Genomic DNA, 15,623 nt, shown 5'->3' on the forward strand with positions numbered 1-15,623 from the left:
CGGGCTACCGGTTGGCCGCCCGCTCGGCGACCACCACCGAGATGCCGTCGAGGACGCGTTGCAGACCGAACTCGAACGCGTACTCCGGGCCGTACGCGGCGCCGTGCTGCTGGCCGGCAGCGGTGCCGACCCGCGAGGCGATCGGGTAGGCGCCCGCCGTCATGAACCGCTCCAGCCAGGGCGCGTGCGACTGCCACCACTGGCCGTCGGTCATGCCGGTCTCGCGCTCCAGGTCGACCACCTCGGAAGCGGCGCGCGCGGCGCTCTTCACGTGACCGAGCACGAGGGTGAGCACCGCGTCGACCTCGACGTCGGTGAGCCCGATGTCGACGATCGCGGCGAGCTCGTAGTCGTACTTGGCCATCAGGTGCGGGCCGAGGACCGGTCGGGTCGTCTCGGCCCGCAGCATCCAGGGGTGCCGCTGGTAGAGCGCCAGGTTGTCGCGGGCGATCCGCTCCAGCCGGGTGCGCCAGTCGCCCTCGACGGCGGGTCGCGGCATCTCGCCGTACGCGGTGTCGATCATGACGGCGACGAGTTCGGCCTTGCCCGGCACGTAGGTGTAGACGGACATGGTGCCGACGCCCAGCGCCTCGGCGACCCGGCGCATGGTCAGCGCGTCGAGCCCTTCGGTGTCGGCGATGTCGATCGCGGCCCGGACCACCCGGTCGACGCTGAGCGCCGGGCCGGCGCTGCGGCTGGTCGGCTCCCGGGTGCGCCAGAGAAGGGCCAGGCTGCGGGCCGGGTCCGCGGTCGCCTTACGCTCAGTCGCCATAGTCCCGCCATGCTAACCGCCGGTGCCGTACGTCGTACCGGCAGCGGGGCCAGCGACGACAGCGGTGTGGGAAGGTTCTCGGGAACCCTCCCACACCGAGCGGTCGTGCTCAGAGAAGTCGGATGGCGTCCCACTGCCAGGAGGCGCTGGCCGGCACGGTCAGGCTGCCGGTGAACGCCCCGAACCCACCGCTGGTGTTCGCCAGCGCGGTGTGCATGGTGATCGACCCGTCCGCCTGGCAGTACATCGCCGCGAGGTCGGTACGGCCGTCGCCGTTGTGGTCGCCCGTGATGCTTCGGAACGAGTCCCACTTCCACGAGTTCGCCGGGAGCTTGTAGCTGCCGGTGAACGTGCCGAACCCGCCGCTGGTGGTGCCCAGCGAGGTGAACAGCTCGATGGACTCGTCCTTGTAGCGGTAGAACATGCCGGCGTCGTCGCGACCGTCACCGTTGAAGTCACCGGTGGTCAGGCGGATCGCGTCCCAGTACCAACCCGCACTCGCCGGGACGGTCAGGCTGCCGGTGAACGCCGCGAAGCCACCGCTGGTGTTCGCCAGTGCGGTGTGCATGGTGATCGACCCGTCGGCCTGGTAGTACATGGCCGCCAGATCCGAGCGCCCGTCGCCGTTGTAGTCACCGGCGATGGTCCGGAACGAGTTCCACTTCCACGAGTTCGCCGGGATCTTGTAGCTGCCGGTGAAGGTGCCGAACCCGCCACTGGTGGTGCCCAGCGAGGTGAACAACTCGATGGACTCGTCCTTGTGGTGGTAGAGCATCGCCGCGTCGTCGCGTCCGTCGCCGTTGAAGTCACCGCTGGTCAGCCGGATCGCGTCCCACTTCCAGGCCGCATTCGCCGGAACAGTCAGGCTGCCGGTGAACGCCCCGAACCCACCACTGGTGTTCGCCAAGGCGGTGTGCATGGTGATCGACCCGTCGGCCTGGTAGTACATCGCCCCCAGATCCGAACGCCCGTCACCGTTGAAGTCACCCACGATGCTGCGGAACGAGTCCCACTTCCACGAATTCGCCGGCAGCTTGTAACTGCCGAAGTACGCCCCGAACCCGCCACTGGCGTTGGCCAGCGAGGTGAACAACTCGATCGAGTCGTCGTTGTAGTGGTACAGCATGGCGGCGTCGTCGCGACCGTCGCCGTTGAAGTCCCCGGACAGTTGCACCACGTCCGGGTCCGCGACCGGAGTCGGCGCCGGGCTGCCGCCGGCTAGCGCCTGGAGCTGGCTGAGGCTTCCGTTGAACACGTCCTGGTCGCCCGGCAGGGAGCCGCTGTCCGAGTACTGCCACAGGGTGAACTGGTTCCAGCCCGCGGGCAACGGCTTGTACGTGGAGCTGTAGTTGGCGATGAAGAGCGGGTTGGCGCCGAACGTCGCGTTGTTGCCGGTGCACGGATTCCACCAGTTGGTGTTCGTGTAGATCATCGTTCGCTGGCCGGTGCGCGCGTAGACCCGGTCCACGAACTGCTTGACCCACGTCGACATCTGGCTCGTGCTCAGCCCGTAACACGGGGACGGCGCGCCCGACCCCTCCCAGGGCCATTCGATGTCCAGCATCGGGATGAGCGTCTTGCCGTCCTGGGAGTACTGGGCGTGGTCGAGGAAGTAGTTCGCCTGGCTGGTGCCGTCGGACTTGTCGGGGCGGGCGTAGTGGTAGGCGCCGGCCAGGATGCCGTTCTGCTTCGCGCCTCGGAAGTTGGCGGTGAAGGAGCTGTCGATGAAGGAGAGCCCCTCGGTGGCCTTGGCGTAGGAGAACTTCGCGCCCGCGGCGGCCACCGTCGACCAGTTGATGGTGCCCTGATGGTGTGAGACGTCGATGCCCGTCACCGGATAGCCCGGGGGCACCGCCGCAGTCGCTGTCATTCGGGAAAGGTCGGAGATGGCCGGGTGTCCGTTCGGGGCGTCGGCGCCCGGGTCCTTGGCGACGGCCGGTGTGGCGACCGCGAGCAGGGCGACCGCTGCCAACGCGGCGATGGCGCCCGACCTCGTTGTACTGATCATTGCTGGTTACTCCTCGGCGTACGGGCGCGGGTGGGCGCCGGCTGATGCTGGTCTGGTCCGACGTGGCGACGCGCGCGGGAGGGCTCGACGGTCGAGCCCTCCCGCGGCGAGGGGCGAATCAGAGAAGGCGGATGGCGTCCCAGTACCAGGAGGCGCTGGCCGGCACGGTCAGGCTGCCGGTGAAGGCACCGAACCCACCGCTGGTGTTCGCCAACGCGGTGTGCATCGTGATCGATCCGTCGGCCTGGTAGTACATGGCGGCCACGTCCGACCGGCCGTCGCCGTTGTGGTCTCCGGTGATCGTCTTGAACGAACCCCACTTCCAGGAGTTCGCGGGGAGCTTGTAGCTGCCGGTGAAGGAGCCGAACCCGCCACTGGCGTTGCCGAGCGAGGTGAACAGCTCGATCGACTCGTCCTTGTAGCGGTAGAGCATTCCGGCGTCGTCGCGGCCGTCACCGTTGAAGTCACCGGTGGTCAACCGCACGGAGTCCCACTTCCAGTAGGCGCTGGCCGGCACGGTCAGGCTGCCGGTGAAGGCACCGAACCCACCACTGGTGTTCGCCAACGCGGTGTGCATGGTGATCGACCCGTCGGCCTGGTAGTACATGGCGGCCAGATCCGAACGCCCGTCACCGTTGTAGTCACCAGCGATGGTCCGGAACGAGTCCCACGTCCAGGCGTTCGCCGGGATCTTGTAGCTGCCGGTGAACGTGCCGAACCCGCCACTGGTGGTGCCCAGCGAGGTGAACAACTCGATCGAGTCGTCCTTGTGGTGGTAGAGCATCGCCGCGTCGTCGCGTCCGTCGCCGTTGAAGTCACCGCTGGTCAGCCGGATCGCGTCCCACTTCCAGGCCGCACTCGCCGGTACGGTCAGGCTGCCGGTGAACGCCCCGAACCCACCACTGGTGTTCGCCAACGCGGTGTGCATCGTGATCGACCCGTCCGCCTGGTAGTACATCGCCCCCAGATCCGAACGCCCGTCACCGTTGAAGTCACCCACGATGGTCCGGAACGAGTTCCACTTCCACGAATTCGCCGGCAGCTTGTAACTGCCGAAGTACGCCCCGAACCCGCCACTGGCGTTGGCCAGCGAGGTGAACAACTCGATCGACGAGTCCTTGTGGAGGTACAGCATGGCGGCGTCGTCGCGACCGTCACCGTTGAAGTCCCCGGACAGTTGCACCACGTTCGGGTCCGCGACCGGCGTTGGCTCCGGCTCCGGCTCCGGTGTCGGCTCGGTGGCCTCGATACCGGTTCGCCGGATGGGTTTGTAGGTCCTCAGGTCGTCCCAACCGTTGAAGCCGCGTGAGCCCGTGTTGTTGTTCGCGTACGGGTTCTGCACCGTCTGCCCGTCGCTGTTGAACGAGTAGACATAGGCGCCCTTGGAGTGGTCGTTCTTGTCCTTCCAGAACGCGAAGAGCTCGATGTGGCCGCTGCGCACCATGGCGTCACCGGGCTGGAAGTCGTTGATGCTGCCGAGCGTGGTCCACATGGCGTTGCTGCCCTGGAACTGGTCGGTGACATAGCTCTGGGAGAGGTGCCAGGCCATCGAGACGAGACCTGAACAGTCCCGCCGGTAGGTGTGCGAACCGTCGACGTCCTTGGCCCAGGTGCCGGTCTGGGTGTACGTGATGTCGCGATCGACCCAGTTCTGTGCGCGGTCGAGCATCTCGGTCCGGGTGATCGGCCCGTTGATCGATGACGCCTCGGCGGGCGAGATCGTGAGCAGGGCGTTCGCCCCGATGACCGCGAGGCTCAGCGCCGCGCCGGCGATCAGCCGGGTCGTGTACTGCCGGTTTCCGCGTGCTGCGAAGAATCGCATAGCAGGTGTCCTCCAATGCAAAAGGTGGTTTTTCGGGCCGGTGAAGGGCCCGTCGGGGCAGCCGGCATCGCCTCGGGGGCAATGACAGCCACCGATCGCCGGTTAGAGTCGCTGCGAACGTGCAAGATCACGAGGGCTGCCGGCACCCCGGCGGCTCTCTGCGCATCGTTCGATGAAGTTGTTGCTGGCGGCTCCTCTCGGAAGGGGAAGTGCACTGGTCGGTCGTGCTCGCCTCTCCGGTAGCGGTGCATCGGATCGGCTGTGGCAAAACCTTCGCAGCCGCATTCGGTAGGGAAGCTGAACGAATTCTTGACAAGCACGTCCGGCCTGGTGACGGCCGATGTGGACGACCAAACGGGGCGCGGGGGCGATGCCGTGGAACTTCGAATACTCGGCGAACTACAGATCCAGGTGGCCGGCCGGCCGATCGAACTCGGTCCGCTGAAACAGCGCCTGGTGCTGGCGGCCCTGGCCGTCGACGTCGGTCGGGGCGTACCGGTCGAGATGCTGATCGACCGGGTGTGGGACGGCTCGCCCCCGGCGGACGCCCGCGGGGTGCTCTACACCTACATCACCCGGATCCGCCGGCTGCTCGCCGCCGCCGCGCTCGGGGAGGGCGTCAGCCCGATCACGGTGGCCCGGCGGGCGGGCGGGTACCAGTTGGAGGCCGCCGACGACCGGGTGGACCTGCGGCGACTGCGCACCCTGAGCGAGCAGATCCAGCACCTCGACGCGGATGACCCGCGACGGGCGCAGCTGCTGCGTCAGGCGGTCGAGCTGTGGCGCGGCGACCCGCTGGACGGGCTGCCCGGCGACTGGGCGGCCCGGGTCCGGGAACGACTGCGTCAGCAGGCGCTCGGCACGCTGGTGGAGTGGGCGGAGAGCGAGTTGCGCCAGGGCCGTCCCGGGCCGGTGGCCGACCGGCTCAGCCAGGCGTTGGAACGCGACCCACTCACCGAACCCCTCGTCCTGCACCTGATGCGCGCGCTGCACCTCGGCGGGCGACGCGCCGAGGCGCTGGACCAGTACGCCCGGACCCGCGCCCTGCTCTCCGACGAGTTGGGCGTCGACCCGGGCAGCGAGCTGCAGCTCCTGCACCAACGCATCCTGCGCGACGAGTCGGTGCCGCGTCCGGCGGTCGAGCGCGAACCGACGCCGCCACCCGCCGTGGCCCCACCACAGCCGGTCGCGTCGACCGACCCGGACGAGCAGGACCAGCCGGACGACGCACCGCGTGCCGGGCGGGCCGGCCCTGGCTGCCAGCTACCACCCCCGCTGCCGGACCACACCGGATGTGAGGCGGAGATCGAGCAGGCGCTGACCGCCCTGGCCCAGCCTCAGCAGACGCTCACCGCACGGCCACCGCTGATGCTGTCCGGGCCCGGCGGCGTCGGCAAGACCTCGCTCAGCGTCCGACTCGCCCACCTGCTGCGCACCAGCTACCCGGACGGGCAGATCTTCGTGGGGCTCGACGGCCGGCGCAGCGACCCGGTCAGCGTCCTCAATCAGGTCCTGCGTGCCCTGGGCGTGTCGAACGTCCAGCAGCTGCGCAGCACCGAGGAGAAGCTGGGCCAGTACCGGTCGGCCATCAGCGGACGACGCATCCTGATCGTCCTCGACGCGGCCGTCAGCGCCGAGGAGGTCCGTCCGCTGGTGCCGGGCGACTCGGGCTGCGCCCTGATCGCCACCAGTCGGGCCCGGCTGACCACTGTTCCCGGGGCGCACCACGTCGAGCTGACGATGTTCAACTCCCAGCAGTCGCTGGCCCTGCTCGGGCAGATGATCGGCGCGGACCGGGTCGCTCGTGAGCCGGCGGCGGCGCAGACGCTCGTCGAACTCTGCGCCGGCCTGCCGCTCGCCCTGCGCATCGTCGGTGCGCGGCTGACCGCCCGACCACACCAGCGGATCGCCCGGCTCGCCGACCGGCTGCGCAACGAGCGCAACCGGCTCGACGAGATGACCGCCGACGGGCTGGCGGTCCGGCTCAGCGTGGCGGTCAGCTACCAGGGCCTCGACCCGGCCGCGCGGCGGATCTTCCGGTTGCTCGGCTTCATGGGGGCGCCCACCTTCGCCGAGTGGCTGGGCGCGGCGCTGCTGGGCGAACCGGTCGACGTCACCGAGGACCTGCTGGACCTGTTGGTCGACGCCCGGCTGATCGAGGTGGTGTCGGACCCGGTGCACCGCACGGTGCGCTACCGGATGCACGACCTGGTTCGGCTGTACGCGTACGAGCGTGCCGTCGAGGAGGACAGCACCGCCGAACTGCACACCGCGGTGGCCCGGGTGTTGACCGCGGCAACCGAGCTCAGCGAGCGCCTCGGCGAGCGGCTTCCGCACGCGGTGCCACCGCTGTACCGGCAACCGCCGATGCCGGTCAGTCTGCAGTCCTGTGTGCTCGCCGCGGATCACCTGCGGCCGGGCTGGCTCGACGCCGAGGGCGCGTGCCTGGTCGCCGCGGTGGAACGCGCGGCCGAACTCGACATGGACGCCGCCGCCTGTGCGTTGGCCGACGCGCTGGTCTTCGCCTCGTTCGCGGTCCGCAACGACTTCGTGAGCTGGGACCGTACCCACGCGGCGGCGATCGGCGTCGCCCGCCGCACGGGCAACCGGGTGGCGCAGGCCGTCATCGAGTGCGGCATCGGGCTGCTCCGCTACAAGGAGGACCGGTTCGACGAGGCGGAGCGCTACTTTCCCGCCGCTGTGGCGCTCTTCGACGAGGCCGGTCACCAGGCGGGGGCCGCCGCCGCGCGCAACGGTCTCGGCACCGTGCTGCGCGAGGTGGGACGGCATCACGAGGCGATCCCGTTGTTGACGGCCGCCGCCGAGACGCTGGCCCGACTCGGCGACGAGAACGGCGCCGCGCACGCCCGCTACGGGCTCGGGCACTGTCACCGCGAGTTGGGGGACGACGCGGCGGCCACCGCGCGGCTCGGCGAGGCGATCGGCGCGTACCGCACCCTCGGCCACTGGCGGGGCGAGGCCATCGCCACCCGTGCCATCGGCCTGGTGCACCGGGCACGAGGCGAGTTGGGCGAGGCGGAGGAGTGGTGCACTCGCGCACACGCCCTGATCGTGGAGCATCAGGACGAGCACATCGCCTGCTACACGTCGCAGGCGCTGGCGAAGATCTGGCTGCGCCAGGGGAAGGTCGACCAGGCCCGGGGGCCGCTCGACCGTTCTCTGATCACCTGCAAGCGGCTCCACGACCGGCTGGGCACCGCCCTCGTGCAGCGCACCATCGGTGAGCTGCACCTCGCCGCCGGCCACCTCGACGACGCGGTCCGCGCACTGGGGCTGGCGTACGACGGATGGCAGGCCCTCGGGCACGACCTGGGCCGGGCGCGAACCCTGCGCGACACCGGGATGGTCCGGGCGGCGGCCGGTGACCTGCCGGGGGCTCACACCGCCTGGGCCGACGCCCTGGCCGTGTTCACCAGGTTGGGCACCCGGGAGGCCGCGGAGGCTCCGGGCTGGCACCGGGCCTGCGGCCCCGACTGTGGCTCCGTCTTCGGGTCGCCCGCCGGCGGCCCGCTGGCCGTGTCGGCCGCCTGAAAGGCCGCTCCGCCTGCGGATTCAAGGTTTGTTCCAGCTCTGGCAGAGGCACGGCTCCTACCGTCGTCGGCGGGTCCGGGAAGTCAATCCGACCCGACCGACGAGGTAGGGAGTCAGCTGTGCGAGTTCGAGGCAGTGACGTGGCGATGGCGGTGGCGATGGCCCTGACGTGTGCGGTGGCGGGATGTGGGCAACCCGCCCCGCGCTCGGTCGGAGCGCCGGCCGCCAGCTCGCCCGGGTCCACCCCGTCGACACCACCGCCGACCGGTGGTCCGTCGCCCTCCGTCGACACTGCGCCGACCGCGACCGCCGGGCCGACCGCGAACGCCGGGCGGGGCCCGGCGAGCGACGCGGCGACCGTCGCCGGTGACGGTTCGGGTCGGGCCGCCGCCGGTGCCGGCGCACCAGCGGAAGGCGGCGGAGCGCCGGATCGGGCAATCGACACCGACACCACCTGTACGCCCAGCACGTTGCAGGCGGCCAGCCAGGCGCTGCTGGGCGGCGTGCGGATCGCCCGAGTGGAGGTCTTCGCCTGTCGGAACTCCTATGCCCGGCTGACCGCCGTACCGGCCGGCTCGCCGGACACCCTTCCCGAACCGCAGATCTTTTTGAAGCGGTCCGGGGCGCAGTGGCAGCTCGCCGGGCAGGCGGCGGCGAACATCGACTGTGGCGACGGCGGCCTGGCACCGGCCATCAGCACGGCCTGCGGCGCGCTGGCCGGTTGACGTCCGGCGTGGACCGCTGCTCGCGTTGGCGGTGCCCGTTCAGAGCGCCTCGCTGTCGTCGGAGAGCGTGGGGCCGGCGGCGGCGGGCACCAGGTGTCGGACCTCGGGCTCCCCGTCGGTCAGCTCCCGGGCCCGTTGCTCGGCCGCGCGGTCCTCACCGGTCAACCGGCCGCCGTGCTGGCGCAGGTGCTCGTCCCAGGACGGCACCACATACACCTCGACGAAGCGATCCACCGTCTCGGCCGGGCGAAACAGCCCCCAGCGCATCGCCCCGGTCCGCTGCCGCGCGCCACGCACCAGGTCCATCGCCGCCAGGAACTGTTGGGCCCGCTCCGGCCGGACGGTGTACTGCACCGTCACCAGCACCGGCCCCACCCCCGGGTCCGGTTCGTGCGCCAGGTGCAACTGTGGCCAGTACGCCGCCGGTTCACGGTTCACCGACCGGAGGTCGGGCAGCGGCCAGATCCGGCTCGTCAGGGTGCCGACCAGCATCAGCGCCGCCGCCGCCAGGTACGCGAGGACCAACCCGCCCATGTCGGCCACCAGCCCCCAGAGCAGCGCGCCGACCGCCTGCCCACCGGCGAAGCACACCTGGTAGACGGCCAGGCCCCGCGCGCGTACCCAGCTGGGCAGGAAGAGCTGCATCTCGGCATTGACGTTGGCCAGCACGGTCACCCAGGCCATCCCGGCGGGCAGCAGGGCGAGCAGCACCAGCGGCACCACCGGCACGGTGCCGACCACGGTCAGCGCCACCGTGAACAGAGCCCCGGCGATCAGCAGGAGCTGGTTGGCCGACAGTCGGGTGCGGATCACGGCCAGCAGCACACCGCCACCGATGGCGCCCACGCCGAGGGCGGCCAGCAGCACCCCGTACCCACCGGAGCCCAGCCCCAGCCGGCGACTCGCGACCAACGGCAGCAACGCCCACAACGCGCTGGCCGGGACCACGAAGACCAACGCGCGGCGCAACAGCCGGCGCACCGTCGGCGAGTGACGGACGTAGCGGCTGCCGGCCCGCAACGCGGCGGTGAACCGCTCGGGCACCTCGACCGCGCGGGCGTTGTCGGGCCGCCAGCGCCACAGCGCGTACGCGAAGACGCCGAAGGCGACCGCGTTGATGCCGAAGACCGGGGCGACGCCGGTACGGGCGATCAGCACACCGGCCACCGCGGGACCGACCGCCCGCGCCACGTTCACGCTGATCGAACCGAGCGCGGACGCCGACCGCAGCTGGTCCTGCGGCACCAGCTCCGGGATCACCGCCGCCCAGGCCGGCAGGGTCAACGCCTGCCCGACCCCGAACGCGAAGGTGAGGGTGAGCAGCAGCGCCGGCGGCATCCGGCCGGTGACTGTGAGCAGTGTCAACGCCACCGCCACCGCCACCAGGAACAGCTGCACGGCGATCAGCAGGTGCCGGCGGTCGAAGCTGTCGGCCAGCACCCCGGCGGGCAACGCCAGCAGCAGCACCGGCAGCAGACTGGCCGTCTGCACCAACGCGACCAGGGTGGGGGCGTTGGAGTGGTTGATCAGCAGCCACTGCGCGCCGACGGTCTGCATCCAGGTGCCGATGTTGGCGGCGAGCAGGGCCAGCCACAGGTTGCGGTAGACCGCCGTCCGCAGCGGCGCCCACGCCGAGGCCGGACGGTCGGCGGGTCCGGCTGCGGCCGTCACCACCGCCCGTCCGCGCGCAGCACGCGCTCACCGGAGACGTAGAGGTCGTCGGGTTCGAGCAGCAGCAACCGGACGACCTCGGTGGCGACCTGTTCGGGCATGGCGTACACCTCGTCCAGGAACTCGGCACCCACCCGTTCCTGCAGTCGGGTCGGCATCGGCCCGGGGTGCAGCTGCATCACCTTGACCCGGTTGCTGTGCTGCGCCTCGGCCAGCGAGTCGACCAGGCTGTTGCCGTAGCTCTTGGTGGCCCGGTAGACGGGGATGCCGGGCCGGGGGGCCGCCAACGCCAGCGCGCCGATGTAGACGACGTTGCCGTGGCCCTGCCGGTCAAGGTGCCGCACCGCCTCCCGCAGCAGGTACGTGATGCCCAGAACGTTGATCTCCACGGCCCGCCGGATGTGCTCCACCGACAGGTCCCCCAGGTCGCCGCCCGCCCACATGGAGGCGCAGGCCGCCACCCCGTCGATGGTGCCGTAGCGCTCGACCACCCCGGCGAAGGAGTCGCGGACCTGCTCGTAGGAGGAGACGTCGCAGACCGCCCCGTCGCAACCCAACTCGTCGGTCGCCGCGGCGACCTCGGCCGGCACGTTGCCGAACACCACAACCCGGTGCTCGTCGACGAGCAGTCGGGCCACCGCGAGACCGAGACCGCTGGTCCCGCCGACCACCACGAAGGTTCTGGCACCCATGTCTCTCCAGCCGCCGCCGACACCGGTCACGCAGGCCGCGTGACGGCCCGTTCTTCCCCTTTCCGGACCCCGCACACCCGTTCGCGGGTAGTGCTGGGCATACCCCGAAGAGTGGATCTGGACGGCTGGGGCAGCCAGCCGCTGCCGATTAGCGTCTGCGGCATGACCACGGAACACCCTTCGCACCTGGCCGAGGCGCTGCGCCGCCGCCGCTGGCTGCTCACCGCGTGGCCCTGGCGGGCGCTGGCCTACCTGGTGACCACCGTGCCGATCGCCGGCGTGCTCACCGTCGGGCTGCTCGTCATCGGCGCGCCCCTGCTGGCCGCCGTCAACGCGTTCCGCCTGCACGGCCGGCCGCCGAGCGTCGCGCTGACGCTGTTCCTGGCCACCGGCAGCCTCATCCTGCTGGCGTTGGCCCCGCTGGTCAGCTTTCCGGTGGCCGCCGTCGAGCGGTGGCGGGTCGGGCTCGTCGACGGTCGTGCGCTGCCCTCGTCGCCGTGGCCGGGCCTGGTCGCCCGCTACCGCAGCGCCGCGACCTGGCGGGAGGTGGCGTACCTGTTCTGGCTGGGCGGCTTCGCGCCGGTCGCGTACTGGGTGTTCCTGCTGCTGGTCCTGCTGGACCTCGGGATGATCTCCAGCCCCTGGCTGGCCGGCGACGCCAACCAGCCGGTGGTGATCTGGCAGCCGATCGACAGCACCGGCGAAGCCGTCCCGTACGCGATCGTGGGGGTGCTGCTGATCCCGGTGCTCTGGTACGCCGTCGGCCTGCTCGCCGCCGTGCAGGCGGCCGTGGCCCGGTGGCTGCTGGCTCATCCGGTGGACGCGGCGGCGCTGCGCGAGGTCACCCGCTCCCGCACCCGACTGGTCGGGGCGTACGAGGCCGAACGCCGCCGCATCGAACGCGACCTGCACGACGGCGCACAGCCCCGACTCACCAGCCTCACCCTGCAGCTGGGGCTGGCCCGGCTGGACGTGCCCGAGGACTCCCCCGCCTCCCGACCCCTCGCCGTGGCGCACGACCAGGCAAGGGGCCTGATGGTGATGCTGCGGCAGTTGGTGCACGGCATCCGCCCGCAGAGTCTCACCGACCTCGGCCTGGCCGGTGCGGTACGCGAACTGGCCGACGCCGCCACCATCCCGGTCACCGTGCGCGCCGACCTGCACGGCGAGCTGCCGGAGATCGTGGAGACCACCGCCTACTTCGTGGTCTCCGAGGCGCTGGGCAACGTCGCCCGGCACGCCCGGGCTACCCGCGCCGACGTCCGCCTCACCCAGGCCGGCGGTGACCTCGTCGTCGAGGTGACCGACGACGGCCACGGCGGCGCCGACCCGGCGCGGGGCACCGGCCTGACCGGGCTCGCCGACCGGGTCGCCGCCGTGGGCGGCCGGCTGCTGCTGTCCAGCCCGGCCGGCGGGCCTACAGTGGTGCGGGTGGAGCTGCCATGCCGTCGGTGACCCGGGTGGTGCTCGCCGAGGACGAGGTGCTGCTGCGCGAGGGTCTGGTGGCGCTGCTGAACCGCTTCGACTTCACTGTCTGCGCCGCCGTCGGCTCCGCACCGGACCTGCTGGCCGCGGCCCGCGAACACCAACCGGACCTGGTGCTGACCGACATCCGGATGCCACCGGGCCGCCGCGACGACGGGCTGCGCGCGGCCGTCGCGTTGCGCGCCGACCGACCCCAGCTGCCGGTCGTGGTGCTCAGCCAGTACGTGCAGACCGGCTACGCGGCGGCGCTGCTGGACAGCGGCGACGGCCAACGGGTGGGCTACCTGCTCAAGGACCGCGTCGCCGAGGTCACCGAGTTCGTCGACACGCTGCGCCGGGTCGCCGACGGCGGCACGGCCATCGACCCGGACGTGGTCCGGCAGCTTCTGCACCGCCCCCGCGATCCGCTCGCCGCGCTGTCCGCCCGGGAGCGCGAGGTGTTGGCGCTGCTCGCCGAGGGGCGCTCCAACGCGTCGATCGCCGGCCGCCTGCACGTCAGCGAGGCGGCGGTCGGCAAGCACGTCGGCAACATCCTGGTGAAGCTCGACCTGCCCCCCAGCGACGACACCAACCGCCGGGTGCTCGCGGTCCTCACCTACCTGCGCGCCGACGCCGCGAGCTGACCAGCGCCGGGCCGCGACCGGGCACGACCGCCCGGGGCGTAGATTCGATCAGCGGGGCCGCCGTCACCAGGGCACGGCCCGGGGAGACGGGGGCACGGCATGGCGAAGGCGCTGCGGGTTGGTCTGCTGGGGTACGGGCTGGCGGGCCGGGTGTTCCACGCGCCGCTGATCGCCGCGACCCCGGGCCTGCGGCTCGACGCCATCGTGACCCGTGATCCGCAGCGGCGCGAGCAGGCCCGACAGCACTTCCCGGACGCCCGCCTGGTCGACGACGCCGACGAGCTGTGGCGTACCCCTGCTGACCTGGACCTGGTCGTGGTGGCGACGCCGAACCGGCAGCACGTGCCGATGGCGCGCGCGGCGCTCGCCGCCGGCCTGCCAGTCGTCGTCGACAAGCCCCTCTCCCCGACCGCCGCGGAGGGCCGCACGCTGGTCGACGAGGCGACCGAGCGCGGGGTGCCGCTGACGGTCTTTCAGAACCGCCGCTGGGACGGCGACTTCCTGACCGTCCGCCACCTGGTCGAGCGGGGCGAGTTGGGGCGGGTGCTGCGCTTCGAGTCCCGGTTCGAGCGGTTCCGCCCGACCATCAAGCCGGGCTGGCGGGAGCTCGCCGGCCCGGAGGAGGCCGGTGGTGCCCTCTTCGACCTCGGCGCCCACCTCGTCGACCAGGCGGTGCAGCTGTTCGGCCGGGTCGACCGCGTCTACGCGGAGGTGGACCGTCGCCGCGCGGGCGCAGCCGTCGACGACGACGCCTTCGTGGCGTTGACCCACGCCAACGGGGTCCACTCGCACCTGTGGATGGGCGCGGTGACCGCTCAGCTCGGGCCGCGCCTGCGGGTGCTGGGCGATCGGGCCGGCTACACCAGCTACGGGCTGGACGTGCAGGAGGCGGCGCTGCACGACGGCGGCCGACCGGACCAGCCGGGCTGGGGCGAGGTCCCGCCGGAGCGCTACGGCCTGCTCGGTGTCGACGGTGACCTGCGGCCGGTGCCGACCGCGCCGGGCGCGTACCAGAGTTTCTACGCACAGGTGGCGGCCGCGTTGCGCGACGGCACACCGATGCCGGTGGACCCACGGGACTCGGTCCACACGGTCGAGCTGATCGAGCTGGCGCACCGGTCGGCGGCCGAGGGCGTGGTGCTGCCGGTCCCGACCGTCTGACCGGTTCGCACGTCCCGTCACCTGGGCTGCTGAGGCGTACGCGGAAAACCGGTGGAGCGGCGCCGCCGTGCGCCGTTACCGTGCTGCGCAACCACGTCGTCTAGGCAAGGACGTGCCGTTGTACACCCTGTGAGACCTCCCGAGAGCTGATCTGTCGCGCGTCGCGCCTGTGCGCCGCGCTCCTTTTTGCTGCGGACTTCTCACTGAAACCGGTGTACCTCTGTGCTCATCAATTGGGCCGTCGTGCCCACCTGCCTGCCCATCATTCGCCGCCGTTGCCACGGGTGCGCGTCCCAGCGCCTTCGGGCGAGCGGCAAGTTCCGGGTCAACGCCAACCACAAGCTCATCGATACCTGGCTGCTCGCGCTCTGTACCGAGTGCGGGGAGACGGCGAAGCTCACCGTCCTGGAGCGGATGACCGTGCGCACCATCCCACCCGAGATGCTGGACCGGCTCCACGCCAACGAGCCCGGCCTGACCGCCGAACTGCTCCAGGATCCGGACGTCCAGCACCGCAACCGGTTCACCCTGGACTGGACCGACGCCTGGCGTCTCGACACCGCCGGATCGGATCACCTGGACTGTGACGTGCTCGACGTCGCGGTCCGCAACGCGGCACGGATCCCGGTCCGGCCGACCCGGCTGATCGCCGACGGTTGTGGTCTGTCGCGGGGCGAGGTCAGCCGACTCATCACGGAGGGGAAGGTTGTTTCGGCGGCCCGGTTGAGCGGCAAGCTCTCCGGCGACTTCACCTTCACGCTGAAACGCTGACCCGTCCTCGGGGTCTGTCCGGCACGACGCCGGGCAGGCCCCGAGGGCCTGTTCCACAAGAACTGGCCGGCCTGCGGCGGGCCCGGACGACGACCGGCGGCGTTGCGGTTTCGTCCGGATACGACACCGGTATCCGGACGAAACCGCGCCTTGCCGGAGGTCGGCGAGCCGGCGCTCGGCCTCCCGGATCTCCTCGTCGAGCCTGCTGTTCTCCTCGTCGGGGCCCTGCGACATGGGCGACCTCCATCGGGCGCGACCGGCAGCCCTGCGAGTACCCGAACTGACGGCGGGGACACGAGGGCCCGCCCGCTCTTGAGGCGGCGTGGCCGGTGGGTGACCGC

The 15,623-nt window shown here is 71.4% G+C and carries 11 protein-coding genes; 6 read left to right on the top strand and 5 right to left on the bottom strand.

Going from position 1 to position 15,623, the window contains the following annotated elements; translation table 11 throughout:
- Positions 1 to 4: 4 nt before the first annotated feature.
- From IF22_RS0124660 to IF22_RS0124675, 3 genes are all read right to left on the bottom strand, one after another.
- A complete protein-coding gene (locus IF22_RS0124660) occupies positions 5 to 772 on the bottom strand; it encodes a TetR/AcrR family transcriptional regulator (protein WP_030335913.1) in 768 nt (255 codons plus the stop codon).
- A 109-nt stretch (positions 773 to 881) separates the two neighbouring features.
- Positions 882 to 2,780, bottom strand: a complete 1,899-nt coding sequence (locus tag IF22_RS33990) for a GH25 family lysozyme (RefSeq protein ID WP_051708764.1) — start codon at positions 2,778 to 2,780, stop codon at positions 882 to 884.
- Positions 2,781 to 2,898: 118 nt separating this feature from the next.
- The gene (locus tag IF22_RS0124675; protein WP_030335916.1) at positions 2,899 to 4,602 is read right to left on the bottom strand and encodes an FG-GAP repeat domain-containing protein; all 1,704 of its coding nucleotides are present in this window, start codon (positions 4,600 to 4,602) and stop codon (positions 2,899 to 2,901) included.
- Positions 4,603 to 4,977: 375 nt separating this feature from the next.
- Between IF22_RS0124675 and IF22_RS0124680 the strand changes: the two genes are divergently transcribed.
- Both IF22_RS0124680 and IF22_RS35185 read left to right on the top strand, forming a co-directional pair.
- Positions 4,978 to 8,154 (top strand): AfsR/SARP family transcriptional regulator, encoded by a 3,177-nt coding sequence (locus IF22_RS0124680; protein WP_030335917.1) that lies wholly within the window; start codon positions 4,978 to 4,980, stop codon positions 8,152 to 8,154.
- Between the two features lie 119 nt (positions 8,155 to 8,273).
- The gene (locus tag IF22_RS35185) at positions 8,274 to 8,879 is read left to right on the top strand and encodes a hypothetical protein (protein WP_156057846.1); all 606 of its coding nucleotides are present in this window, start codon (positions 8,274 to 8,276) and stop codon (positions 8,877 to 8,879) included.
- 39 nt (positions 8,880 to 8,918) lie between these two features.
- Here the strand turns inward: IF22_RS35185 and IF22_RS0124690 are convergent, their stop codons facing one another.
- Positions 8,919 to 10,553 (bottom strand): MFS transporter, encoded by a 1,635-nt coding sequence (locus IF22_RS0124690; protein WP_030335922.1) that lies wholly within the window; start codon positions 10,551 to 10,553, stop codon positions 8,919 to 8,921.
- A complete protein-coding gene (locus IF22_RS33995; protein ID WP_030335924.1) occupies positions 10,547 to 11,242 on the bottom strand; it encodes an SDR family NAD(P)-dependent oxidoreductase in 696 nt (231 codons plus the stop codon). Before IF22_RS33995 ends, IF22_RS0124690 begins: the two co-directional genes overlap by 7 nt.
- A 162-nt stretch (positions 11,243 to 11,404) precedes the next feature.
- On the opposite strand from IF22_RS33995, the gene IF22_RS0124700 reads away from it, so the two are divergent.
- The 4 genes from IF22_RS0124700 (at position 11,405) to IF22_RS0124715 (ending at position 15,282) form a co-directional block, all read left to right on the top strand.
- Positions 11,405 to 12,697, top strand: coding sequence for a sensor histidine kinase (locus IF22_RS0124700; protein WP_030335926.1), 1,293 nt, complete (start codon positions 11,405 to 11,407; stop codon positions 12,695 to 12,697).
- Positions 12,685 to 13,350: a response regulator transcription factor gene (locus tag IF22_RS0124705; RefSeq protein ID WP_030335928.1), complete on the top strand. Its 666-nt coding sequence runs from the start codon at positions 12,685 to 12,687 to the stop codon at positions 13,348 to 13,350. Before IF22_RS0124700 ends, IF22_RS0124705 begins: the two co-directional genes overlap by 13 nt.
- Positions 13,351 to 13,449: 99 nt before the next feature.
- Positions 13,450 to 14,511 (top strand): Gfo/Idh/MocA family oxidoreductase, encoded by a 1,062-nt coding sequence (locus IF22_RS0124710; RefSeq protein WP_030335930.1) that lies wholly within the window; start codon positions 13,450 to 13,452, stop codon positions 14,509 to 14,511.
- A 222-nt stretch (positions 14,512 to 14,733) separates the two neighbouring features.
- Entirely contained in the window at positions 14,734 to 15,282 is a 549-nt protein-coding gene (locus IF22_RS0124715; protein ID WP_030335932.1) for a DUF1062 domain-containing protein, read from the top strand.
- Positions 15,283 to 15,623 lie beyond the last annotated feature (341 nt).

Origin of the sequence: Micromonospora parva (genome assembly GCF_000718515.1) — a bacterium.
Lineage (GTDB): Bacteria > Actinomycetota > Actinomycetes > Mycobacteriales > Micromonosporaceae > Micromonospora > Micromonospora parva.